The following is a 24,754-nucleotide window of genomic DNA, read 5'->3' on the forward strand; positions in this document are numbered from 1 at the left end:
CACTCACGCCGAAAGTCAACCACCCTCACCCAGCGTCACCCCTGCTGGACAGCCCCACCGGGCGAGCGGGCCGCGGGGGCGGGAGCGGGGTGCGGGAGCGGGGTGCGTTGGCCGGGAAGCTCTATGCTGCTCAACGTGCACTCCCCCGCTCCGCGTGCCCTCGTCGCCCTCGTCGCCCTGTCGGTGCTGGCGGTCGTCCTTCAGGCCGGGCCCGTGGAGGCCGTCGCGGCGCCGAGGCTCGCCCGGTCGGCCTGCCCCGAGACGCCGATGAGCTCAGGCGGGATCCCCAGGAGCCGCGAATACCTCACAGCACTTCTGAAGTGCCTGGACAAGTCGTGGTCCGCCCATTTCAGGCGCACCGGCCGGACGTTCCGCAAGCCCGTCGTCCGCTACTACGACGAGCCGGTGCGTGAGGTGTGCGGGTTCGCCTGGCCCGAGCACGCGGCGGCCTTCTACTGCATCGGCCGTGACACCCTCGTCCTCCCGCTGACCGGCGCCTGGATCGAGGACCGCACCGACCTCTACCCGTTCAAGGTCGCCGCCCACGAGTACGGCCACCACGTGCAGAGCCTCCTCGGCGTGCGCAAGGGCGCGCGGAGCCGGCGCTACGAGCTCCAGGCCGACTGCCTGGCCGGCGCGTTCCTGGGCAGCGTGTGGCCGTCGCTGAGCCGTACCCGGCAGGACTGGACGGCGCTGCTCGACACCACCAGGGCCACCGGCGACGAAGGCGAGGAGCACAGCCACGGCACGGGCGCCAACCGGGTGCGCTGGCTGGAACGCGGCTACCGGGCGGTCTCGCCGGCGGCCTGCGACACCTGGTCGGCCCCCGCCTCGCAGGTCTCCTGACGGTCGAGGCGGGCCTGCATGCCGTCGAGGATGAGCCGCAGCCCGTCCTCGAACGACCGCTCCCCCTGCGGGTCGCCCACCTCCGCCAGCCCGGCCGTCAGCCGGGGGTGGGCCCGCTGGAAGGCGGCCATGTCCGGCATGGCGCCGTCGGCGTCCGGCCGGGTCCGGTCGGCCTGCTCCTCCAGCACGAACCCGGCGACGTACACGCTCGTCGCGAACAGCCCGCGGACGGCGTCGCCCACCGCGAACCCGGCCGACTCCAGGGCCGCCACCGACCGCTCCACCACCTCGAACAGCACCGGTGACGGCCGGGTGCCAGCCACCAGCCGGGCGCCGTCGCGGTAGGAGTTGAGCATCGCCCGGTCGCGGTGGGCGTGGTCCCTCATCCACTCGCGCCAGGCGGCGGGCTCGGTGAGCGCGGGGCGGGTCAGGTGGGCGGCGGTCATCGCCTCGGCCATCGCGTCGAGGAGCTCCTGCTTGTTCGTGAAGTGCCAGTAGAGCGCGGGCGCCTGCACGCCCAGCTCGCCCGCGAGCCGCCGCAGCGTGAGCCCGTCGAGCCCGGTCTCCTGCAGCAGCCGCAGCGCCGCGGCCACGATGGTGCCCTTCTCAAGTGCCACGGTTGACAGCTTAACAACGTTCAATGCATCCTCAACGCGTCGGATTTAACGCCGTTAAGGAGCCTCGCGATGATCTGCGCGGAGGGTTTGCGCAAGCGGTACGCGGCCACGGAGGCGCTCAGGGGCATCGACCTCGACGTCCCGGCCGGCACGGTGTGCGGGCTGGTCGGCCCCAACGGAGCAGGCAAGACGACGACCGTGCGCATCCTGGCCACCCTGCTCCGCCCGGACGGCGGCCGGGCCGAGGTCGCCGGGCTCGACGTGGTGCGCGACGCGGCCCGGCTGCGCTTCCGCATCGGCCTGGCCGGTCAGCACGCCGCCGTGGACGAGCTGCTGACCGGCCGGCGCAACCTGGAGCTGTTCGGCCGCCTCTACCACCTGTCCAGGGCGCGGGCCAGGAGCAGGGCCGAGGAGCTGCTGGAGCGGTTCGGGCTGGCCGCGGCCGGGCGGCGGCTGGTCAGGACGTACTCGGGCGGCATGCGGCGGCGGCTCGACCTGGCCGCGAGCCTGATCGTCGCGCCGCCCGTGCTGTTCATGGACGAGCCGACCGCCGGGCTCGACCCGCGCAGCCGCCGCGAGCTCTGGGACGCGCTGCGCGACCTGGTCCGCGAGGGCACCACGCTGCTGCTGACCACCCAGTACCTCGACGAGGCCGACCACCTGGCGGACCAGGTGGTGGTGCTGCGCGAGGGCCGGGTCGCGGCGGCGGGTTCCCCCGGCGAGCTCAAGAGGCAGGTCGGCGGCGACCGCGTGCAGATCGTCTTCCGCCACCCCGGCGACGCGGCGGCGGCCCTCGGAGCGCTCGGGCCCATGTCCGGGCCCACGTCCGGGCCCACGTCCGCGCCCACGTCCGGGCCCACATCCGGGCTCGCCTTCGAGCCGGGCGGGACCCGGGTGACCCTGCCGGCGCCCGACGGCGCCCAGTCGCTGGTCCGCGTCGCCCGCGCCCTCGACGTGGCCGGGATCGCCGTCGAGGATCTCGCGCTCCGCCGTCCGACGCTCGACGAGGTCTTCCTCCACCTGACCGCATGACAGGAGCCACGAGCATGAACCTGCGCTGGACCGTCACCGATTCCCTGACCATCGCGGGCCGCACGTACTCGCGGTGGAAGGCCCAACCGGGGGAGATCGCCGGATTCCTGGTGTTCCCCATCATCATGACCGTGCTGTTCGGGTACGTCTTCGGCAGCGCGATCACCCTGCCCGGCGGCGGCGACTACCGCAGCTTCCTCATGCCGGGCATCTTCATGCAGGTCATGGCCATGACGGCGACCGCGGCCGCCACGGCGGTGGCCGAGGACATGGAACGCGGGATCATCGACCGGTTCCGCGCGCAGCCCATCGCCCGCAGCGCCGTGCTCATCGGGCGCAGCGTGGCCGACCTGTCGATGCACCTGATGTCGCTGGCCGCCATGGTCGCGGCGGCCGTGCTGCTGGCCGGCTGGCGTGCGCACGGCTCCCCGGGCCAGACGGCGGCGGCGTTCGGGCTGCTGGCGCTGTTCGGCCTGGCGATGATCTGGGTGGGCACCTGCATCGGCCTGTACGTGCGCAGCGGCACGCAGGCCGACGCCGCCACGTTCGGCTGGCTGTTCCCGATGACCTTCCTGGCCAACACGTTCGTGCCCACCGAGGGCCTGCCCGCCTGGCTGCGGCCGGTGGCCGACTGGAACCCGATGAGCGCGACCGTGGCCGCCGCCCGCCGCCTGTTCGGCAACCCCACCTCGGCCGGGTCGGTCTGGCCGCTGCAACATCCGGTCGCGGCGAGCCTGCTGTGGTCGGTGGCGCTCATCGCCGTCTTCGCCCCGCTGGCGACCCACCGTTACCGCACGTCCAGCCGCTGAGACGCCGCTGGACAGCGGAGAGCCGCCCGGCGGAGGGTGTTCCGCCGGGCGGCTCTCACGGGTCGGGTGAAACCCCCGATGCGGGCGCGTGAGGATCCGCGCCCCGTCCCCGGCCCGCGTCCGGCTCTTGACCGGGCGCGGGCGCGGGAAGTTCTACTTGGCCAGCAGCGAGCGCAGGACGTACTGCATGATGCCGCCGTGCCGGTAGTAGTCGGCCTCGCCGGGCGTGTCGATGCGGACGACCGCGTCGAACTCGACGTCACCGGCCTTGACGTGCACGGTGGACGGGATGCCGCCGCCGTTGAGCGCCTCGACGCCGGTGATGTCGAACGTCTCCTCGCCGGTCAGCCCGAGCGAGGCCGCCGTGGCGCCCTCGGGGAACTGCAGCGGGAGCACGCCCATGCCGATCAGGTTGGAGCGGTGGATGCGCTCGTAGGACTCGGCGATCACGGCGCGCACGCCGAGCAGCGCGGTGCCCTTGGCCGCCCAGTCGCGCGAGGAGCCCGAGCCGTACTCCTTGCCCGCCAGCACCACCAGCGGCGTGCCGGCCTCGGCGTAGTTGACCGAGGCGTCGTAGATGAACGACACCGGGCCGTCGGGCTGGGTGAAGTCGCGGGTGTAGCCGCCCTCGGTGCCCGGCGCGATCTGGTTGCGCAGGCGGATGTTGGCGAACGTGCCGCGGATCATCACCTCGTGGTTGCCGCGCCGCGAGCCGTAGGAGTTGAAGTCGCGCACCTCGACGCCGTTGGCCTGCAGGTACTGGGCCGCGGGGGTGCCGACCTTGATCGAGCCGGCCGGGGAGATGTGGTCGGTGGTGACCGAGTCGCCGACCTTGACCAGCACGCGGGCGCCCGAGATGTCGGTCACCGGCTCCGGCTTCTCCGGCATGCCCTCGAAGTAGGGGGCCTTGCGCACGTACGTGGAGGACGGGTCCCACTCGAAGGTGTCGCCGGTCGGGATCGGCAGCGAACGCCAGTGGTCGTCGCCCTTGAACACGTCGGCGTAGTCGCGCTCGAACATGTCGCGGCCGATCGAGGAGTGGACCACCGCGGCGATCTCCTCCGGCGCGGGCCAGACGTCGCGCAGGAACACCGGCTGCCCGTCGGAGCCGAGGCCGAGCGGCTCGTTGTCCAGGTCGATGTCCATCGTGCCGGCCAGCGCGTACGCCACCACGAGCGGCGGCGAGGCCAGGTAGTTCATCTTGACGTCGGGGTTGATGCGGCCCTCGAAGTTCCGGTTGCCGGACAGGACCGCGGTGACCGCGAGGTCGTTGGCCTGGATGGCGTCGGAGATCTCGGGGGGCAGCGGGCCCGAGTTGCCGATGCAGGTGGTGCAGCCGTAGCCGACCAGGTTGAAGCCGATCTTGTCGAGGTACGGCTGGAGCCCGGAGCGCTCGAAGTAGCCGGTGACGACCTGCGAACCCGGGGCCAGCGAGGTCTTGACCCACGGCTTGCGGGTCAGGCCCTTCTCGACGGCGTTGCGGGCCAGCAGCGCGGCGCCGATCATGACGTACGGGTTGGAGGTGTTGGTGCACGAGGTGATCGCGGCGATCGACACGATGCCGTGGTCGATCTCGAATGACGTGCCGTCGGCCAGCGTGACCGGGACCGGCTTGTGCGGCCGTCCGCCGTCGGCGCGGGCGTTGGAGGCGGGCGCGTCGGAGGCCGGGAAGGACTCCTCGCCCTCCTCGTCGACGCCGTCGGCCACGTAGTTCTGGACGTCGCGACGCCAGGCGTCCTTGGCCGCCGACAGCTCGATGCGGTCCTGGGGACGCTTGGGGCCGGCGATCGACGGCACGACCGTGTCGAGGTCGAGCTCGATGTACTCGGAGAAGACCGGCTCGGGGCCCTGCGGGTCGAGCCAGAGGCCCTGGGTCTTGGCGTACGCCTCGACCAGCGCGACCTGCTCCTCGGAGCGGCCGGTCAGGCGCAGGTATTCGACGGTCTGGCCGTCGATCGGGAAGATGGCGCAGGTGGAGCCGAACTCGGGGCTCATGTTGCCGATCGTGGCCCGGTCGGCCAGCGGCACGGAGGAGACGCCCTCGCCGTAGAACTCGACGAACTTGCCGACCACGCCGTGCTTGCGCAGGATCTCGGTGATCGTCAGGACCAGGTCGGTGGCGGTGGCGCCGGCGGGCAGCTTGCCGCTGAGCTTGAAGCCGACCACGCGCGGGATCAGCATGGAGATCGGCTGGCCGAGCATGGCGGCCTCGGCCTCGATGCCGCCGACGCCCCAGCCGAGCACGCCGATGCCGTTCTCCATCGTGGTGTGGGAGTCGGTGCCGACGCAGGTGTCGGGGTAGGCCTTGCCGTCGCGGATCATGACGACGCGGGCCAGGTGCTCGATGTTGACCTGGTGGACGATGCCGGTGCCGGGCGGCACGACCTTGAACTCGTCGAAGGCCGTCTGGCCCCAGCGCAGGAACTGGTAGCGCTCGCGGTTGCGCTCGTACTCGCGCTCGACGTTGCGCTGGAAGGCGTCGGGGTGGCCGAAGTAGTCGACGATGACGGAGTGGTCGATGACCATCTCGGCGGGCGCGAGCGGGTTGATCCTGGCGGCGTCGCCGCCCAGGTCGCGCACGGCCTCGCGCATGGTGGCCAGGTCGACCACGCAGGGGACGCCGGTGAAGTCCTGCATGATGACGCGGGCCGGGGTGAACTGGATCTCCACGCTGGGCGTCGCGGCCGGGTCCCAGCCGCCGAGCGCCCGGATGTGGTCGGCGGTGATGTTGGCGCCGTCCTCGGTGCGGAGGAGGTTCTCCAGCAGGATCTTCAGGCTGTACGGGAGGCGTGCGGCGCCCTCGACGGCGTCAAGCCGGAAAATCTCGTACGACGCGTCGCCGACGCGTAGCGTGTCACGGCTGCCGAAGCTGTTCGCGGACACGGTGATTCGCCTCCTCCATCAGACAATTGCTCAGTTGAATCCTGCCGCACCCACGGAACGACACGTACGTTAGGTGAACCTAACTTGCGGGGCTCGCGGCGGATGTCTCGACGTCAAGATATTACTACGGTATCTCGACATCAAGTTAAAGCGGGGCGAGCCGCCAGAAGAGCAGGCCGATGATGGCGACGGAGAGGATCGGCGCGAGGATCTTCTGCTCGAACTTCTTGCCGGTCTTGATGCCGATCTTCCACGGCAGCACGAACTTGGCGCCGAGCGGCCACAGCACCGGGCAGCCCCGTTCCGTCATGCAGTCGCCGACGACGTGGATCAGGCAGCCGACCCCCACGGCCAGCCCGAGCCAGGCGTAGCCGACGTTCAGGGAGAGGAACACGGCGTAGAGCCCGGCCGTCATGCCGATGTTGATCATGATGGACCCGGCCTTGTTGCCCGGGATGCCGATGCCGATCGCCCGCAGGGCCAGCCCGATCATCAGCACGACCGTGATGTCACGGGCGATCGGATAGGAGTTGACCAGCCAGTGGACGCCGAACCCGAGCGCCGCCGCAAAGGCCAGCGAGTGCGTCATGCCGCGGTGGCCGCCGCTGATCCAGGACACGAACTTGCTGAGCAGCCAGGTGACCGGGCCGAAGGTCTGGGCGATGGTCGCGCTGGGATGGTCGAGGTCGGGCAGCATGGCCGCCCCCGCGCAGACCAGGGCGCCGGCGATCAGCTCGGCCGGGCCGAGCGCGCCGGCCATGATGCCGGTCTCGATGAACCGGGAGCTCTCGTTCAGCAGCGGCAGTGCGGCGAGCGGCGGCGCCAGCGCCAGCCACGCGATCGCCCCGGTCATCGCGTGCGTGTGCCCCATCATGATCGGGACTGTATTGCAAAGAGCCGCTTTACGCGGAGATCCCGGCCGCCAGGTTCTGCTGACGCTGGAACGGTCCGCCCGAAAACACCCGCAAACGCAGACGAGGTCGTCTCCGCGGCGACAGCACCCCCCAGCCCTGCCGACGCGGAACGACCTCGTCTGCTCTGTTCAACGGCGGACATCCCAAGACTGTTCCCCAATTCCGCAACTTTTTCGTGATCTGGCTCACTCTGCGCCCTGCCTTGCCAACGAAACAGTAGCGATATATCTTTGACGCATCGAGAACAGATCGCGATATAGGGAGAAAGAACATGACTTACGCACACGCAGCGGGCGACCAGTGGTTCGGCCCTCGGGAGAACCTGCGCGCGGCCCGCGAGAAGCTGAGGGCCATCGCCGACGCCTTCGAGCAGATGGGCGGCCATCACCACCATCACCGGGGCGGCGGCGGGCCGGGCGAGCGCAGGCAACGCGGCCGGCGCGGCGGGCCGGGCGGACCGTTCCCGTTCGACTTCGGCCGCGGCGGCCCCTTCGGCCCGGGCGGGCCCTGGGGCGGGCACCACGGCTGGGGCGGCGGCCGGGGCCGTAAGGCCAAGCGGGGCGACGTCCGCGCCGCGATCCTGGCCCTGCTGGCCGAGGAGCCGCGCAACGGCTACCAGATCATCCAGGAGATCGCCGAGCGCAGCGAGGGCGGCTGGAAGCCCAGCCCCGGCGCCGTCTACCCGGCGTTGCAGCAGCTCACCGACGAGGGCCTGGTGATCGCCGAGGAGAACGAGGGCCGCAAGACCTTCCGCCTCACCGACGAGGGCCGCGCCTACATCGACGCGCACACCGACGAGGTCCGCGCCCCCTGGGACGAGATGCGTCCGGACATCGACGACAACACCGCCGATCTCTGGCACATCGCCCGACAGTCGGCATTCGCCATGATGCAGGTTCTTCAGACCGGAAACGACGCACAAATCCGCGAAGCGCGTAAGACTCTGGTTGAGACCCGGCGCAAGCTCTACCAGATCCTGGCCGACGGCGAACCGGGCGAGGAGTAATCAGGTGACCGGCTCCGCAGCGACAGGCCGGTTCGGGGAGAGCGAGGAACCAGACATGGACCACAACGATCTCCGCATCGGCGACGCCGAGCGCGAGCAGACGATGGCGGCCCTGCGCGAGCACTTCGCCCAGGGCCGCCTGACCCACGAAGAGCTCGACGAACGCCTCGACCGGGCGCTGGCCTCCAAGACGGTCCGCGACCTGTCCCAGGTGACGGCCGACCTGCCCGGCTCGTCCCCCTCCTACGCCCACCCTCAGCAGATGCCCCAGTTCGACCGGGACGCCTGGCGCCAGGCGATGAGGGCGCACCGCCACCAGATGCAGACCATGCGCCACGCGCAGGCCGGCCGTCCCTGGCACGACCATTCCCGCCGTCACTGGCGCGGCCACCGCGGTCCCGGCCTCCTCCCCCTCCTGATCGTCTTCGGGGTGCTGGGGCTGGTCTTCGGGTTCGGCCTCTTCAAGATCCTGCTGGCGGTCTTCCTGGTGGCCACCGTGTTCAACCTGGTGCACCGCCGCTTTCACTACCGCGGGTGACCTTCGCGTCCCTTCGTGACGTTGGGCCTTGACCAGAATCAACTGACATTTCATGATCTGGCGGGCGGATCTCACCGAACGAAGGGGCGTCGCATGACCGAGCCGGGTTCAGTGGCGGCCCTCACGAATCCGTTCGCCGCGGTGGGCGGCGCCGACGCGCTCGTCCTGGACGCGCCCGGCTACCTGGCGGCCTTCGAGCGCGACCACGCGGACTGCGTCGTCCCCCTGTGGAAGCTGGAACGCGCCCAGAGCTTCTACGAGCCGGACGTGGCGAGCTGGCGGGCCATGATGGACGGCGACTGGGCCGGCTCCCTCTCCCTGGCCGAGCAGATGGCGCCGCTCGTGGCCGGTTACTTCCGCCACCGGATGCCGGTGAGCCGGGTGCGCGTGGTGGAGTTCCCCGTCAGCGCGTACCTGCAGTGGGAGATGCATCTGCTGGACATGCGGGCCAGGGCGGGCTCCCCCTGCCGGGTGGTGCCCGCGGCGCGCGTGGCCGCCCTCGAACCGGTGCCCGAGCTGGTGATCTTCTCCCCCGTCCTGATGTACGAGGTCCTCTACGACGAGTACGGCGGCGGCCGGGGCGGCCGGCGCATCACCGATCCCGGCGTGATCGGCCCCTGCCTGCGGGCGGTCCGGGAACTGTTCGCCGAGGGCGAGGACGTGCGCGACTTCCACCGGCGGGAGATCGTGCCGCTGCCGCCGCCGTCGGTCACCGACGAGATGCGGGCCGCGGTGCCCCCGTACGGCCACCGGACGGAGGAGTTCCGGGTCTGAGCGCGCCCGGGTTCCGGCCCGCGGCTGGAACGGGCCACGACGCATCTCCTGACACTTTGGTTTACCCGGACATCAGGGAAATTTCGCAAATTTCGTGACAGGGGGGTTGCGGTCCTACCAGAATGCGGTGCGATCCAGCGTCCATCGCAACTGGAGGAAGCCCCCATGCGCAGACCCCTAGGGGTACTCGCCGGCCTGGTGAGCCTGGCTGCACTCGGTACGCCGACGACCCCGGCGAACGCCGCGACGGCAGCCGCGGCCGGCAGCGAGGCCGCCGGCCGCTGCCGGGTCACCGTGGCCACGCCTCGCGTCAACGACACCGCTCAGATCGTCGCCTCCGCCGCCCGTCAGGGCTGCCTTACGGACGCGCTCCTGCGTGTCCGGCTCAAGCGCGCCGTCCCGGGCACGGACCCCGTCGTCAAGAGCGGCTCCACCCGGTCCGGCAGCGTCGCGCTCACCTTCCCCTGCGCGCCCGGCGTCTACTACGCGGTCGCCACCGACCACCGGGGCCGCGGCGCGACGTCCAGGGCGGTCCGGCTGACCTGCGCCCCGGCCCCGACGCCCACGGCGTCCCCCAAGCCCACCCCGACGGCCACCCCGACGGCCACCTCGACGGCCACCGCCACCCCTGCCCCTCAGCCGACCGCGACCGGACCCGCCGGCACGGTGGGCACCGCCGAGGAGAACGAGGTCCTGCGCCTGGTCAACGCCGAGCGCGCCAAGGGCGGCTGCCAGCCGCTCAAGCACGACGCCCAGCTGCGCGCCGCGGCGTACGGCCACTCCGCCGACATGGCCGCCAAGGGCTACTTCAACCACACCTCGAAGGACGGCCGCAGCTTCATGGACCGCATCAGGGCGGCCGGCTTCACCGGCGGGACCGCCTTCGCCGAGAACATCGCCAGGGGCCAGGCCACCCCGGCCGCCGTGATGAACTCCTGGATGAACAGCTCGGGCCACCGGGCCAACATCATGAACTGCCGGTACACGGTGATCGGCGTGGGCGCGGCCAGGAACGGCCAGGGCCCCGTCCACTGGACGCAGGACTTCGCGGCCAGGTAGCCCTCGACGGGCGCCCCGCGCGCGTCGAGGGGCACCCCAGGGTCAGACGCGGGTCAGCAGGACATTTCCGTCGCCGGCCTTCCTGACCACGATGACCGCGTACAGCCCGGTCACCTTCGGGTCGCTGATGGTCAGGCGTTCCATCTTGTTCGGGCCGCCGCTCGCGGACCTGCGGGCGGCGGAACGCGGCAGGCCCCACGCGGCGGAGTCGGGCGCCATCACGAAGAGGTCGAGGTCCTGCCCGTTGCGCGGCACGACCGTGAGCGTGGCGGGCACGCCCTTCTCGATCCACGTCGTCCGCACCTCGGCCAGCCGGCCGGCGGCCATGGGGAACTCCTGCGGCGTCCCGGCCTCCAGGTTGCCCGCGGCCGCCTCGGTCACCTCCATCGCGTACTCCTCGTAGTCGGCGTCGGAGCTGACCGAGTTGACGAACCAGTTGCGGGTGGCGGAGCTGGGCTGCACGGCGACGAAGTCCGCGCTGGTGGCGGTCCAGTCGGCGCTCCTGACGGCGTCGCCGCCGGCGTTGGGCGTGGTGGCCAGGTCGACGTCCGCGCCGTCCGGTCCGGTGACGGCGGCCACCACGTGCCATTTGCCGGGCGTGGTGGCGAAGGCCGTCTGCAGCGGGACGTTGGCGGGCCGGCGGATCGGATGCCGGTCGGCCAGGTCCTCCACGTGCTGGGTGGAGACGGCGTTCTGGAACAGCGCCCCCTCCGCGAGGTCGTGGTGCTGGGGGTCGAGCAGGGTCATGAAGTGGTCGAGGTCCTGGGCGACCGCCTTCCTGAACGCGGCCACGACGGTCTCGGGCCCGACGCCGCCGAGGTCCCAGTACTTCTCGTCCCGCGTGCCCGAGTCGGCCAGGTCGAGCAGCACCCCGGCCACGCGGCCCTCGGTCCTGACCGCGTCCGCCCCGCTCGGCCAGCCGTCGCTGAACCAGCGCGGGCTTTCCAGGTCGATCGCGGAGGTCGACCACCGGTAGTGCGTGTCGTCGTAGGTCTGGACGGCGACCCAGTCGGCCCACCCCTCGATCCAGGCGCAGGCCGGGTTGATCATCGGCGCCTTCATGTAGTGCTGTCCGCAGAGGCCCGTCGACGGCGTCACGCCGGTGTAGTCCATGATGAAGTGCCCAAGCTCGTGGGGAAGCGTCATCTTCTCCAGCGGTATCGAGGCGTCCAGGTTGATCTGGAAGCGGCCCAGGCAGTCGGGGCCGGCACTCGGGCAGTAGTAAGACGTGGGCAGCACCTTGTCCGGCCGCCAGATCAGCGTCACGGACTGGCAGTTCGCCTCGCCCGGCTTCCAGCAGTCGTCGGCCGGGTCGTTCAGCCAGCCGGTGTAGGCCTTCCACGTGTCGTAGGCGGCCGAGTGCAGGCGGAACGCCCCCTCCATCGGGTCGCCGGCCGCGCTGCGGTAGTCGATGACGGTGGCCGACGTGCCGGGAGGAACGTCCGGCGTGGTGGGGCCGGCGTCGGTGTAGATGTCGCCGGCCTTCTCCGACATGCCCACGGACCAGTAATTGCTGACCGGGCTGACCTCGATGTTGACGTCCTGGCCCGTGCCGTCCTCCTCGGTGCCGGGGAAGCACAGCTTGTAGGCGCCGGACGCGTCCGTCTCGGCCCAGCCGAGATTGAGCCGGCCGTTCGTGTCGGTGTCGAACGCGTCCACCTCGGCCATGGGCACGCCGCCGACGGTTCCGTCCGCCTTGAAGTAGGTGACGCGCCCCTGCACGCACGTGTCGCCGGCCGCCGCCGCCCTCGCGGTCCTCTCCGTACGGCGCCCGCGGCCCTCGCGCGGCATGCCGAACACCGACGACTGCGCGCCCACGGTGACGTAGGCGAGCCCGCCGGAAGAGGGCCCCGGACGCCCGTCGCGAGCCTGGACGCGGATGGAGGAGGGGCCGGGCCCGACCGCCGTGACGACGCCCTCGTACCGGACCGTCCGGCCCGCACGGGCCCGCCAGGTCCGGGTGGCCCGGTCCACCGGGCTGCGGCCGATCGTCGCGGCGGCGCGGTCGAGCCCGGCGGGCGGGGTCGCCCACTTCAGGGTGTCCGGCAGTTCGATGATCGTGGTGGCGTCGGGCAAGTCCTGTTTCGGGGTCACCTCGACCGTGAGCCTCGCGCTCTGCCCCACGGCGGGGGCGCGATCGAGCGAGACATTCACGGTGAAACAGTCCCCCGGGACGCAGGACGGCTGTCCCGGGGCGGCGGCGTGGGCCGGGGCCGTGGTGAGTCCCACGGCCGCCAGCACCCCCGCCAGAGTGGTCGCCATCAGTCGGCGTGACATCGGCATGTCTCCTGATCAGCCCGCGCAGGCCACGGGCGAGTCGAAGTGGCCAGGTGAGGTGGGATAGGGCGAACCGCTGTCGCCCGAGGCCGGGACGGCCACCTCGCGCGCCCCGGACTGGTCGCCCGCGCTGCGGCCCGCGCCCGCGCCCCAGGCCACCTTGGCCAGGAAGTCGAGCATCGCCGGGGAGTGCTGGCGGACGATGTTGTGCCCGCCGTTGGCCGGGCCGCAGTGGGTGTAGAGGTTGAAGCCGCCGTTCCAGTCGATCATCTTGTCGCCGGGGTTGGGCCCGTTGGCCGTGCGGTCGCCCTGCAGGACGTCGCGGTCCGCGCCGCCGTACTGCCAGTCCACGCCCTGGTGGTGCTGGTCGTCGGTGGTGGCGGCGTTGTCCTTGTCGGTCATGCGGAACCACGCGCACGGGTCCACCACCGTGGTCAGCTCGCCTTCGGGCATCTTGCCGGGGGCGCACGAGCCGGGGTAGGAGCCGCGCGGGTTGTAGTCGAGCAGGTCCGCGCCCGCGCCGCCGAAGACGTGGTCGACGAAGCGGTCGCCGGTGCCGCGGGCGGCCGGGTCGAACACGCCGCCGGACAGGCAGTCGGCGGTGGCCGCGTCCAGGGCCGGGTCGCAGCCCTTTCCGCCCCACAGCAGGTCGTCGCCGTCGCCGCCGAACACCTCGTCGCCGCCGCTGTCGCCGTTGACCAGGTCGTCGCCGGCGCCGCCGTGCATGCTGTCGCGTCCGGGGCCGCCGCGCATGCGGTCCGCGCCGCCCTTGGCGAAACCGTCGTGCGGCATGGCGGCGGCCGTCCAGGTGTCGCCGTCGGTGTCGTGCAGCAGGTCGGTGCGGCGGTCGTAGGTGCCGGGCTGGAAGCCCTTGTAGGTCTCCTTCGGCGGGGCGTTGAGGCTGACGGTGAAGCCCAGCCGCTGGGCGTCGGAGGCGTCGATGCGCTCGTTCAGCACGCCGCCGCGGTCGCCGAGCATGGCGTCCTCGCCCGCGCCGCCGGACAGGTCGTCGTCGCCCAGCTCGCCGAACAGGTCGTCGTCGCCCTGGCCGCCGTGCAGTTCGTCGTCGCCGTCCTGGCCCCACAGCGCGTCGTCGCCGTCGTCGCCGTACAGGTGGTCGGCGCCGTAGGAGCCGGCCGGCTCGCAGGTGGCCTGGGCCTGGGTGCAGAACCTGGTCGAGTCGCCCGGCAGAGCCGGGTCGTGGCTGCGTACGCGGGTGGCGTCCGCGGGCGCCTGGCCCGCCGGGTAGCGCTCGGTGTAGACCTTCTCGGCGTTGCCCGTCACGGTGCGGACGAGCGAGCCGTTGTCACCGAGCAGGACGTCGGCGCCGCCGTTGCCCTCGATCGCGTCGGCCTCGTCGGCGGCGGCCTGCTTGGCCGAGCCGCCGATCAGGTCGTCCTGACCGGGGGTGTCGTCGCCCTCCAGGTCGGCCTGGCCACTGGCGTCGCCTCTCCAGCCGGGGTCGGTCAGCGGTCGCGTGGTGGTGCGGGTGGACTCGGCCGTCAGCGGCAGGTCGCCGCGGATCTGGTCCGCGCCGTCGCCGCCCTCGGCGTGGTCGCCCTGACCGCCGCCGGACATCTGGTCGTCGCCGCCCTGCCCCCACAGGACGTCCACGCCACCCCCACCGGACACCCGATCCGCCCCGGCCCCGCCGCCAGAGCCGTCGCTCGAACTCTTGCGTGAGCCTTCGCCTGGGCCGTCGGCCAGGAGGGTGACCGCGCGTGGGGTCATCGGGGTGCCTGCCGAGCCGATGCGGACGGTGGCCCTGGCCGGGGTGCCCGTCAGCGTCACCACGGCGTTGTCGCCGGCCACGACGTCGTCGCCGGGGCCGCCGTAGAGCGCGTCGGCGGCGTCGTCGGCCGCGGTGTGGGTGCCGCCGACCAGGTCGTCGTCGCCCTGGTCGCCCTCGACCCAGTCCACGCCCGCGCCGCCCTCGGCGTAGTCGTCGCCCTCCTGGCCGCGCAGCCGGTCGGGGCCGCCCTGGCCGAAGATCGCGTCGTTGCCCGCGCCGCCGTCGGCCACGTCCGGGCCGAAGCCGCCCGCGAGCAGCTTCACCTGGTGCACGGCCGCCTGGCCCGGCCGCACGGCGACCGAGGTCGCCGGGTCGGCCGCCTCCGCACCGGACACCGGCTCACCGGACGGCGTCGCCGCAGCGGACGGCGTCCCCGAAGGGCTCCCCGCCGCAGACGGACTCGCAGTCCCAGACGGGCTCGCAGTCCCAGAGGGGCCTCCCGTCGGTGACGGGCCTCCCGTGGGCGACGAGCTCTCCGACGGCGTGGCCGACGGACTGCCCGACGGGGTGCCCGACGGGGTGCCCGACGGGGTGGCCGACGGGGTGGCCGACGGGGTGGCCGACGGGGTGGCCGACGGGGTGCCGGACGGGGTGGCGGTGGTGGTCAGGGTGGCGTTGTCGGCGGCGATCACGTCCGGGCCGTCGCCGCCCAGCAGCGTGTCACCACTGTCCGGGTACGCGCCAGAAGCGCCGCCCACCAGCTCGTCCTCCCCCGCCTCGCCGTACACCTCGTCGCCGCCGACGCCGCCCTCCAGGTGGTCGTCGCCCGCGTCGCCGTGCACCTCGTCGGCGCCGATCCCGCCGTGAGCCCGGTCGGCGCCGTCGCCGCCGTGGATCACGTCCGGGCCGCCGGCCTCCTGCGGGGTGCCGTCGAGGTCGAACGGGCCACCGGCGTCGCCGTTGTCGCCGATCAGCCGGTCCGCCCCGGCGTCGCCGTACAGGAAGTCGCCCTTGTCGTCCTTGCCCGCCGTGCGGGCGCCGCCGATGACCAGGTCGTCACCGTCGCCGCCGAACGCGCGGTCCTGCCCGGACTCGCCCACGACGGTGTCGGCGTGCGCGCCGCCGTGCAGGGTGTCGTCGCCGGAGCCGCCGGTCACCTCGTCGGCGCCGTCGTCGCCGAGCGCCGTGTCGTCACCGGAGCCGCCGGAGACCCGGTCGTCGCCTGAGCCGCCGGCCAGGCGGTCGTCGCCGCGTTCGCCGCAGACCACGTCCTGGCCGCCGCCGGCCTCGACCCGGTCGGCGCCGCCGCCGGCCGACACGGTCTCCTTGCCCGCGCCGCCGATGATCAGGTCCCGGCCGTCGGCGTCGCCGTCGTGCTCCTCGCACGGCTCGTCCCGCCGGCGGTCGCCGAAGACGGTCGCTCCTCCGTCGCCGCCGATGACGTGGTCGTTCCCGTCGCCGCCGGACAGCTCCTTGGCCGAGGGCTGGACGCCCGCCGGCAGCGGCAGGTGACGCACCAGCCGGGCCGGGCCGAAGTCGTCGCGCCCCTGGGCCTCGCCGACGTCGGACGGCTCGGCGATCACCCAGTCATCGCCGGGGCCGCCGGAGATGTCGTCCTTGCCGTGGCCGCCCGCGAGGACGTCGTCCCCGCCACCGCCGATGATCTGCACGGCCTCGCCGGGGGCCGAGTGGCCGGCGACCAGGTCGACGGCCTGACCGCCGTACACCTTGTCGGCGCCCGCGCCGGTGTCGACGTAGTTCGGCCCGGAGTCGGCGGGTCCCGCCTCGTCGCGGCCGATCTCCGCGCGCGGCCCGGTGTAGATCTCGTCGGCCGCCGAGCCGCCGGTCAGGGTGTCGGCGCCGGGGCCGCCGACCAGCAGGCTCGGCTGCGCGCGGAACCGCGGCGAGGGGTCGGTGGCGGCCAGCGGGCTGTCGGAGGCGACGGCGATGGTGTCGTTCCCGCCGTTGCCGTACAGCCGGTTCTCGCCGAGACCGGCCGCGATGCGGTCGCCGCCGTCGGCCGGGCCGTCGTCCGGCGCGCCGGGCAGGTCGTCGCCGGTCCAGTCGGCCACCTCGACGTCGCCGACCTTGCGGGTGGCGGGGGTCAGGCGGCCGTCACCGGCCACCCAGCCGCCCGCGCCGCCCATGGTGACGTAGTCGTCGCCGGGGCCGCCGGCCACGATCGCGGCGGGCCCGTCGTACTGGTCGCCGCTGGTGATCTGGTCGTCGCCCTTGCCGCCGTCGATCACGTTGCGGCCGGCGCCGGCCAGGATCAGGTCGTCGCCGTCGCCGCCGAACGCCACCACCATCCGGTCGAACGGGTGAGCTCCGGCGGTGTCGTCGCCGTACCCCTGGAAGACCAGCCGCAGCGCGCCCTTCGCGCCCCGGCCGTCGGCCAGCACCCGCGTCAGTCCGGACGCGCGGTGCTCCTCGCGCACGCCCAGCGCGCTGACCACGAAGCCCTCGTCGCCGGGGAGCTGGCTGACGGTCCACTGCTCGGCGTCGTCGCCCGGCTTGGCGGTGCTGCCGCCTCTGGCCTTGCGCATCCCGCCGACGTGCAGCACCAGGGCGTCGCCCGCCTCGGTCGCGAGCTTCGGCGGGTCCTCGTCGCACTTGGGCCGGACGGAGAAGTCGAGCAGTTTGGCCTCGACGATGGTCCAGTCGAACCGCTTCTTGAAGATCGAGATGCCCACCTCGACCCACGCCTTCAGGTAGACCTTCAGCTCGCCGTCCAGCGAGAACAGGCACAGCGGGTTGCGCAGCAGGACGTCGGCGAACTCGAAGAACCGGAACTTGCCGTCGTTGGTGGGATCGAGCCAGTTCATGGCGACGGTGAGGAAGATGCCGCCGCTCACGCCCGCCTTGACCAGCACCACGTCGACCGCCGCGCCCGCCTCCAGCCGCCCGGTCAGGGAGATCGCCGGCAGCGGTCGGCCCTGGTCGTCGGTGGTCTTCAGGTAGAGGCTGTCGAGGACCTGGAGGTCGACCTTGCCCTGCTCGATCGCCTTGCGGATGCCGTACGTGTCGAAGCCCGCCCTGATCTGGGCCTCGACCCCGGCGGTGCCGGAGATGACCACCATGATCGGCGGCGGCGACCAGACCGGGCCGAAGGACTGGCTGTAGGAGAAGCCGAGGCGCAGCGGCCCGGAGTCGAACGCGACCAGCTCCACGTCCTTGCCCATCAGCAGGCTGAAGATCGACCGCCCGGCGTTCTGCAGCACGGGGAAGCTGAAGCCCGCCTTCGCGGAGTGCTCCATCGGTCCCTGCGCGTCGGCGGTGGCGGCCTTGGCCTTCCCGCACGACCTGGCGCCCTGGTCGAGCGCGGCGAACAGGTCGTCCGTGGCGGGCGCCACGTCCTTGATCAGCGAGTCGGCGACGTCGGGCGAGTTCTCGGTGTCCAGCGCGCGGTCACCGGCCACGGTGAAGCTGCCGATCGGGATGTGCAGCTCTCCCTGGCAGTCGGGCAACGACGTGACCAGCCTGCCGACCTCGATCATCCGCTCGATGAACTTCGTCGTGCCGCCGCCGGCGACCGTGTTGTACTTCTTGGCGATCGTCATCAGGTTCACCTCGCCGCCGCCCGCGGCCCTGCTCAGGTCCGACAGCACGGGGATGGGCGCGTAGAGCTGGTCGATCACCGGTTTGACCGGGTCTGTGACCTTCTTGACCTGGGTCACCACAGGCCCGAGGACGCTCCGGAAGAAGTCGCCGGCCTCCAGGTTCACGTCGTTGAAGGCGATGTTCAGGTTCGCCGGGTCCGGCGAGCCGCCCTTGGTGAGGTCCCAGTCCAGGTCGAAGTCGCCGTACAGGCCGGGGAACATGGCCGAGCCGGCCGTCACCTTGAAGCGCCAGTCCACCGCGACCTTGGCGTTCAGTGACGTCTCCACCAGGCCGCCGGCGTCGGCGAGCTGGTCCAGGCCGATCCGGCCGACCGGCTTGAAGCCGATGGTGAAGGCGCCCGCGAACAGGTCGGGGGCGTTCTGCTCGCGGTTCTTGAGCGTGACGTCGAGGATCGCCAGCCGGGCGTTGATCTCCTCGGGCAGCGAGACGTTCACGCCGACGGTCGCCCGCGGCCGGTTGGCCTCGCCGGCGTCGACGTAGAAGCCGCTGGTCCGGTCCAGGCCCACCATGACCTCGGCGTGCCAGCCGAGCTCGGCCCGTACGCCCTTGCCCTTGCCCTGCTTCAGCGCGAGGCCGGGGACGCCGACGTCGAGCGGCCGCTCCACGCCCAGGCAGTCCTTGACGCAGCCCTGTTCGGGATCGACGTCGCCCTTGCCGACGCTGACCTTGAACGCGATGCCGGTCAGCTCGGTGCCCTTGGCCGCGTCGCAGGCCTCGGGCTTGGCGGGGTCGGGGACGGGCGCCTGCACGCAGGTGATCACCGGCTGCACGCCCGGCCCGACCTTGGGCGCGAGCTCATCGTTGTACCACTTGCGCAGGTCGCCACCGGTGGGCACCTTGCCGCCGTTCGGCAGCTTGGCGAGTGCGGCCTTGATCTCCTGACGTTTGGCGCCGACGAAGTCGGCCCCCTGCTGGAGGTCGGCGCCGACCATGGGCAACCTGCCCTTCCCGGAGGCCATGCGCATGCCGGTCTCCAGGGCGGTGAGGTAGCGGTCGATGCCGTCGCCCAGGTTGGTCCAGTCCAGCTCCAGGCCCGGAGGCAGGGTGGAGAAGTCGAAGGAGGGCAGCTCCAGCCGGTTCACGTCGCCGGGCAGCTTCTTGGACAGGTCGAACATCTCGGCCAGCGGGGCGGCCCTGGGCAACCGCAGCACGAGCGCGTGCTTGCCGTCCGCGGTGAGCGGCGCGCCGTTGAGGTAGGCGGGCAGGACGGCGCACAGCGCCAGGTCGGTGTCGTCGCGGTGCGGGTCGCGGTCGCAGGCGACCGGCTCGCTCGTCTCGTTCAGCGCCAGGTCGAGCCCGGAGAAGAACGCGGCAGGGGTCACCGCGTCCTGGGACTCGCCGCCGTAGCGCAGGCTCACGCCGTAACCGAGTCTGGCCTGCAGCGGGTCGTCGCCCTCCTTGCCGATCGCCAGCGGCAGCGGGCCGACGTCGGCCTGGACCGTGCCGTCGAGCTGCGCCTTCGCCTGGAGGTCGAGGCCGGAGTCGGTCTCGATGAGCAGGTCGCGGGCCGGGTCGAAGCCGCGCTTGAGCGCCACGCGCAGGCCGAGGCGCACCTCGCCCTCGACGGCGGCGTCCAGCGTGGCCGAGCCCTTGGCGGCGACCAGGCTGCTGTCGCCGAAGGCGAAGCGCAGCGGCTCCTGCACGGCCGCCTTCTTGTCGTAGGCCAGTGACAGCCGCAGGGCGCCGTCCTCGTAGCCGATGCGCACCTGGCCGCCCAGCGCCTTGTTCAGCTCGGCCACCAGCGCCTGGACGGTGTCCGGCGGCGCGGCGGTCAGGCGGTCGATCGCGTCCCGCAGCGGCGAGCGCAGCGCGTAGGCGGCGCCCGCCTCGGGCACGGCCTGGCCGAACTTCTCGGCGAAGGACAACGTGTGCTCGCCGCACGCGGTCGCGACGGTCAGCACCCGGGTGCCGACGGCGACGCGGCGGCCGACGTGCGCCTGGGTGAACGTGCGCGAAGGGTCGGTGACGTAGGCGTTCTCGTTGCCGCAGGCGCCGTCGCCGTAGACGACGCCGGGGCCCGAGCCCATCTCCTCCGCGGCCACCAGGTCGGACAGCGAGCGGCCGAGCAGCGGCAGCTTCGCCGTCATCGCCTCGTTGACCGGCCCGGTGCCCTTGACGCCGTCGAGGTAGGTGGCCACCGCGCCCAGGGACTTGATCAGCGCGCCGAACAGCGCCTGCGGGTTGTCGGGGTCGAAGGCGAAGTCCTTGACCCGGCCGATCTGGTCGAAGCCGCGGAAGCTGACGGTGGCGGGCTTGCCGAGGTCCGGCATCTCCACCTCGCCGGAGACCCTGCCGCCGAAGAAGTCGGCCAGGCCCGGCACGCCCAGCGTGAGCCGCGCCTTGGCCACCGCGTCCACCTGGGAGGTCAGGACGTCGCCCGGCTTGCTCGCCAGCCGCTCGAACAGCCTGGTCAGCGGCACGTCGCCGAGGTCCTTGAGGCCGACCTTGACCAGATCGCCGCCGTTCCTGCTGCCCATGGTGAGGTCGCCGGTGAGCTGGACGCCCAGGTAGCCCGCGACGGCGTTGACGTTGACCGAGGAGAGCACCGACACGCGGGCGCCGAACAGGTCGCGGCCGGTCCGCAACATGATCCGGTCCGCGGCCCTGGGCAGCTCGTTCACCACGGTGGCGCTGCCGTCGCCGTTGACGTGCTGGTACGGACACGCCTTCTGCTGCCCGTCCGGCCGCTGCGCGCATCCCTGGCCCGTCACCGGGTCGCTCAGGTCGAGCACGACCGTGGCCGAGGCGTGGTAGCCGCGCATGACGCCCGCCACCGCGGCGGTCGCGTTGGCGCGGTCTAGCCCGGCGGCGGCCTTGAACGTGTCGCCGAAGGCGATCTGCCCGATCATGGGGTCGTTCGCGGAGATCCGGTACGGCGCGCCCGCGGCGGGCACGCCCCCGCGCCATCCCTCTTCGGCGAGGGTGACGGTGTCGGCGGTGTTGTCGGCCACGATGCCGCTCGACGCTCCGGCGGTGACCGTGCGCCCGGCGAACTGCCCCGGCGTCCACTTCTGCCCGGCGTGCCGCAGCGCCTTGACCGCGTACGTGACGCCCGCGCCCGTCCCGCTGACGGTCTGGCCCGCGGGGTTGAGCGGCTCGGGGGCCGGGTTGACGGTCCGGTCCACGACGAGGGTGAAGGCGATCTTCTTGGCGGCGTCGTCGTAACCGGCGTCGGCGACCTTGATGATCGCGCCTCCGGGCAGGCCGCGGGCCTTGCCCAGCGCGGCGAACAGGTCCTGGATCGAGGTGAAGGTGGGCCGGCCGGTGTTGCGGTCCACGCTGGCGGCGGCGAAGGCGTGGATCGCCTCCGACACCTGCACGGCGTCGGCCAGCGAGCCGCGCATGAACGGCAGGTCGAGGTCGCCCTGCCCGTCCCAGCGGGCGCGCTGGGCGGCGGTGACGGCGTTGGCCAGGTGGGTCAGGCCGTCGAGCAGGTCCTTGGGCGTGAGCGTCTGGAAGCGGCCGAGCCGGTCCAGGTCGGCCTGGGTCACGCTGACGGCGGGCCCGCCGGTGGCGAGGTCGGGCCAGCTCGCGTCGATGGTCGCGGCGGCCCCCTCGACCTGGGCGCCGGCGAACGGCTGCGCGGTGACCTGCAGCCTGGCGGCGGCCGAGCCCTTGCGGGCGAAGCTGAACAGGCTCTCCGAGCCCAGTTCCGAGGTGTCCAGCCTGCCGTTGCCGTCCGGGTCGGCGGCGGTGGCGGCGAACTCGGCGTCGACGGAGAGCGTCGAGGCCGCCGAGAGGTCGACGCCGAGGATGCCGAAGGCGGCGGTGGGCCTGGCCCCGGCGGCGAGCCTGCCTTCGGCCCGCACGGTCAGGCCGGCGTCCTTGGCCAGCCAGGCGGACTTGGTGGCCGGGTCGTAGGCGAAGGGCAGCTTGGCGGTGAGCTTCAGCGTGACGTCCACGCCGCCCGAGGTGGTCAGCGAGACCTTGGGCTGGGCGCTGCTGACGGAGATCGGGCGGCCGGGCGCCGTCCTGGAGACCTCCAGGGTCAGGTCGAGCCGCCTGATCCCGTTCTGCGTGCTCGCCTTGGCCAGGAGCTTTCCTGCGCGGGGGCCGGACAGCTCGTACGCGTCCTGGAGGTCGTCCAGGGTGGTGAGGCCCTTGAGCTTGTCGTGGACGGCCACCTGGAACAGGTCGGCCAGGCCCAGGGCGTCCTCGCCGCCGGGCACCAGGCCGACGAACGGCAGCTGCTCGCCCATCGGGCCGAGCGTGGCCAGGCCGCCGCCGGCGGCCGTGAACCGTTCCACCGCGGACAGCAGCGCCGCGGTCTCGGCGTCCGGTGCCGCGGACGCGACGGCCGGTGGCGGCACGGCCGCGACCAGACCCACTAACAACGCCAATGCGCAGACCACGCGCGACAATCGCCGGCTTGCCACCAGACCCCCCAGTGCGAAGACACAACGAACCGGGTACGTATCTAGCGATCAAGGCTTGTGCGTGACTTGGATCCGTCTACAAGCGCAGGTCAGAGACCGCCGGTTCCGGGCCCGGGCGCAGCGTGGCGCGCAGGCGGGCCATCTCCCCGGCGATCGTGGCGACGGTCCAGTGGGCGTTGAGCCCGCTCGGGTTCGGCAGCACCCACACGCGGGCGCCGCCGACCTGCTCGGGCTGGGGGCCGATGACCGCCTTGGGCCGCGCGAAGGCCGTCCGGTACGCCGAGATGCCGAGCACGGCCAGCACCTGCGGCCCCAGCCCGGCCACCTTCTCCGCCAGCTGCCGGCCGCCCGCCACCAGCTCGTCCCTGGTCAGCTCCGCCGCCTTGGCGCTGGCCCGGGGGACGATGTTCGTGATGCCCAGCCCGTACGAGGGGAGCAGGTGCTGCTCGGCCGGGGCCAGCAGGCGCGGCGTGAAGCCGGACAGGTGCAGCGCGGGCCAGAACCTGTTGCCCGGCCGGGCGAAGTGGTGGCCGGTGGCCTCCGACATCAGGCCGGGGTTGATGCCGCAGAAGAGCACGTTCAGGCCGGGACCGAGCACGTCGACAAGCACGTGCCGGAGGTTAGCCCACTCCGCGGCGTGGTCAGCCCATGTCTTCCAGCTTGCGGCCCTTGGTCTCCTTGACCCATTTGCTGACGAAGAAGAAGGACAGCGCGGCGAACAGGGCGTACATGGCGTAGGTGAGCGGCAGGTTCCACTCCGACAGCGCCGGGAACGAGACCGTGATCAGCCAGTTGGCGATCCACTGCGCGGCGGCGGCGACGCCGAGCGCGGCGGCGCGGATGCGGTTGGGGAACATCTCGCCGAGCAGCACCCAGACCACCACGCCCCACGACAGGGCGAAGAACAGCACGAACACGTTGGCCGCGACGAGCGCGATCGGCCCCTGCGGGCTGGGCAGCGAGACCACGCCGCCGACCTCCCGCGACGCGCTGAACGCCCAGGCCGCGGTGCCCAGCGCGATCGCCATGCCGGCCGAGCCGACGAGCAGCAGCGGCTTGCGCCCGATCCGGTCGACCAGCGCGATCGCGATGAACGTGCCGATGATGTTGATGATCGAGCTGGAGAAGCTGATCAGCAGCGAGTTGCTCTGGTTGATGCCCACCGACTGCCACAACACCGACGAGTAGTAGAAGATCACGTTGATGCCGACCAGCTGCTGGAAAGCCGACAGGACGACGCCGACCCAGACGATCGGCAGCAGGCCGAGCGCGCTGCCGCGCAGGTCCTTCAGCCCCGGCACGCGTTCGGTCCGCAGCACGTGCTGGATCTCGGCGATCCGGGCGTCGAGGTCCACGTCCTCGCCCTCGACCTCGGCCAGCACCTCGCGGGCCTTCCGCGACCGTCCCGACATGATCAGGTAGCGCGGCGACTCGGGGATGGTGGAGGCGAACAGCAGGTAGAGCAGGGCCGGGACGGCGCAGGCCCCCAGCATCCACTGCCACGCCTGCAACCCCCACAGGTGGTTGTTGACGTCGCCGCCGGCCAGCTCGGCGATCAGGTAGTTGACGAGCTGCGAGACCGCGATGCCGAGCACGATGGCGAGCTGCTGGAACGAGCCCAGCCGCCCCCGGTACGCGGGCGGCGCCACCTCGGCGATGTAGGCCGGCCCGAGCACCGAGGCCATGCCGATCGCGAAGCCCGCGATGACCCGCCACAACCCCAGGTCCCAGATGGCGAACGGCAACATCTGCCCGATCGAGCTGACGGTGAACAGACCGGCGGCCACCTGCATCGACCGGGTACGCCCCCACCGGTCGGCCAGCCCGCCGCCGATCCAGGCCCCGAGCGCGGACCCGAGCAGCGCGACGGCCACGACGAAGCCGATCTGGACCGCTCCCACGTCGAAGTGCCGCTGGATGCCGGTGACCGCGCCGTTGATGACCGAGCTGTCGTATCCGAACAGGAACCCGCCGATGGCCGCCGCCGCGGTGATGAAGACGACGTGGCCCAGATGCTCCTGATGGGTGTGCCGAGTTGCCATACAGGTCCCTTCCCCGTGATCGGGGACCTACCCGGAGATCACCTGTGTAGCGCGGCGCTTACCCAACCTTGCCACAAACCGGACGTCAGGCCCGGGTCAGCCAGAAGACCGCGATCACCACGACCGCCACCGCCACCGCCACGGCGTACCGCAGCAGCGCGCGCCCGAGAGCACGCCGGACGTGGCCGGGACGGTGGCGGTCGGCGGTCATCACGGGCTCCTTCGGAG

15 protein-coding genes are annotated in these 24,754 nt (G+C 72.3%); 7 read left to right on the plus strand and 8 right to left on the minus strand.

The features are described from left to right. Positions 1–123: 123 nt before the first annotated feature. Positions 124–846 carry a neutral zinc metallopeptidase gene (locus ACIBQ6_RS32890; RefSeq protein WP_397216591.1) on the plus strand — a complete coding sequence of 241 codons (723 nt, stop codon included), beginning with the start codon at positions 124–126 and terminating at the stop codon, positions 844–846. Here ACIBQ6_RS32890 and ACIBQ6_RS32895 read toward each other — a convergent pair. Beyond that, positions 783–1,463 carry a TetR/AcrR family transcriptional regulator C-terminal domain-containing protein gene (locus ACIBQ6_RS32895; protein WP_397216593.1) on the minus strand — a complete coding sequence of 227 codons (681 nt, stop codon included), beginning with the start codon at positions 1,461–1,463 and terminating at the stop codon, positions 783–785. The two genes, ACIBQ6_RS32890 and ACIBQ6_RS32895, sit on opposite strands and share 64 nt — an antisense overlap. Positions 1,464–1,532: 69 nt before the next feature. On the opposite strand from ACIBQ6_RS32895, the gene ACIBQ6_RS32900 reads away from it, so the two are divergent. Then, positions 1,533–2,495 carry an ATP-binding cassette domain-containing protein gene (locus ACIBQ6_RS32900; protein WP_397216595.1) on the plus strand — a complete coding sequence of 321 codons (963 nt, stop codon included), beginning with the start codon at positions 1,533–1,535 and terminating at the stop codon, positions 2,493–2,495. A gap of 14 nt (positions 2,496–2,509) precedes the next feature. Then, on the plus strand, positions 2,510–3,304 hold the full coding sequence (locus ACIBQ6_RS32905) for an ABC transporter permease (RefSeq protein ID WP_358284692.1): 795 nt from the start codon (positions 2,510–2,512) through the stop codon (positions 3,302–3,304). A 153-nt stretch (positions 3,305–3,457) separates the two neighbouring features. Here the strand turns inward: ACIBQ6_RS32905 and acnA are convergent, their stop codons facing one another. Further along, on the minus strand, positions 3,458–6,187 hold the full coding sequence (acnA, locus tag ACIBQ6_RS32910) for an aconitate hydratase AcnA (RefSeq protein WP_358284690.1): 2,730 nt from the start codon (positions 6,185–6,187) through the stop codon (positions 3,458–3,460). Between the two features lie 145 nt (positions 6,188–6,332). Further along, positions 6,333–7,061, minus strand: a complete 729-nt coding sequence (locus ACIBQ6_RS32915; RefSeq protein ID WP_358284688.1) for a metal-dependent hydrolase — start codon at positions 7,059–7,061, stop codon at positions 6,333–6,335. Between the two features lie 311 nt (positions 7,062–7,372). Here ACIBQ6_RS32915 and ACIBQ6_RS32920 point away from each other — a divergent pair, with 311 nt between their 5' ends. The 4 genes from ACIBQ6_RS32920 to ACIBQ6_RS32935 all read left to right on the plus strand — a co-directional run bounded on the left by ACIBQ6_RS32920 (position 7,373) and on the right by ACIBQ6_RS32935 (position 10,478). Next, entirely contained in the window at positions 7,373–8,107 is a 735-nt protein-coding gene (locus tag ACIBQ6_RS32920; RefSeq protein ID WP_358284686.1) for a PadR family transcriptional regulator, read from the plus strand. 55 nt (positions 8,108–8,162) lie between these two features. Beyond that, positions 8,163–8,645 carry a DUF1707 domain-containing protein gene (locus tag ACIBQ6_RS32925; protein ID WP_358284683.1) on the plus strand — a complete coding sequence of 161 codons (483 nt, stop codon included), beginning with the start codon at positions 8,163–8,165 and terminating at the stop codon, positions 8,643–8,645. A 93-nt stretch (positions 8,646–8,738) separates the two neighbouring features. Then, on the plus strand, positions 8,739–9,419 hold the full coding sequence (locus ACIBQ6_RS32930; RefSeq protein WP_397216598.1) for a DUF6879 family protein: 681 nt from the start codon (positions 8,739–8,741) through the stop codon (positions 9,417–9,419). A gap of 165 nt (positions 9,420–9,584) precedes the next feature. Beyond that, complete coding sequence (locus ACIBQ6_RS32935) at positions 9,585–10,478, plus strand: CAP domain-containing protein (protein WP_397216600.1); 894 nt, start codon at positions 9,585–9,587, stop codon at positions 10,476–10,478. Between the two features lie 42 nt (positions 10,479–10,520). On the opposite strand, the gene ACIBQ6_RS32940 is transcribed toward ACIBQ6_RS32935, so the two are convergent. The 5 genes from ACIBQ6_RS32940 to ACIBQ6_RS32960 form a co-directional block, all read right to left on the minus strand. Continuing rightward, positions 10,521–12,755, minus strand: coding sequence for a hypothetical protein (locus ACIBQ6_RS32940; protein ID WP_397216602.1), 2,235 nt, complete (start codon positions 12,753–12,755; stop codon positions 10,521–10,523). Positions 12,756–12,770: 15 nt separating this feature from the next. Then, positions 12,771–22,448, minus strand: coding sequence for a hypothetical protein (locus tag ACIBQ6_RS32945; RefSeq protein WP_397216604.1), 9,678 nt, complete (start codon positions 22,446–22,448; stop codon positions 12,771–12,773). Positions 22,449–22,560: 112 nt separating this feature from the next. Beyond that, positions 22,561–23,094, minus strand: coding sequence for a G/U mismatch-specific DNA glycosylase (mug, locus tag ACIBQ6_RS32950; RefSeq protein ID WP_397216606.1), 534 nt, complete (start codon positions 23,092–23,094; stop codon positions 22,561–22,563). Positions 23,095–23,125: 31 nt separating this feature from the next. After that, positions 23,126–24,526 carry a sugar porter family MFS transporter gene (locus tag ACIBQ6_RS32955; RefSeq protein WP_397216608.1) on the minus strand — a complete coding sequence of 467 codons (1,401 nt, stop codon included), beginning with the start codon at positions 24,524–24,526 and terminating at the stop codon, positions 23,126–23,128. Positions 24,527–24,611: 85 nt separating this feature from the next. Next, positions 24,612–24,737, minus strand: a complete 126-nt coding sequence (locus ACIBQ6_RS32960) for a hypothetical protein (RefSeq protein WP_358284666.1) — start codon at positions 24,735–24,737, stop codon at positions 24,612–24,614. Between the last annotated feature and the right edge of the window lie 17 nt (positions 24,738–24,754).

It is taken from the genome of Nonomuraea sp. NPDC049655 (assembly GCF_044465465.1).
Taxonomy (GTDB): Bacteria; Actinomycetota; Actinomycetes; order Streptosporangiales; family Streptosporangiaceae; genus Nonomuraea.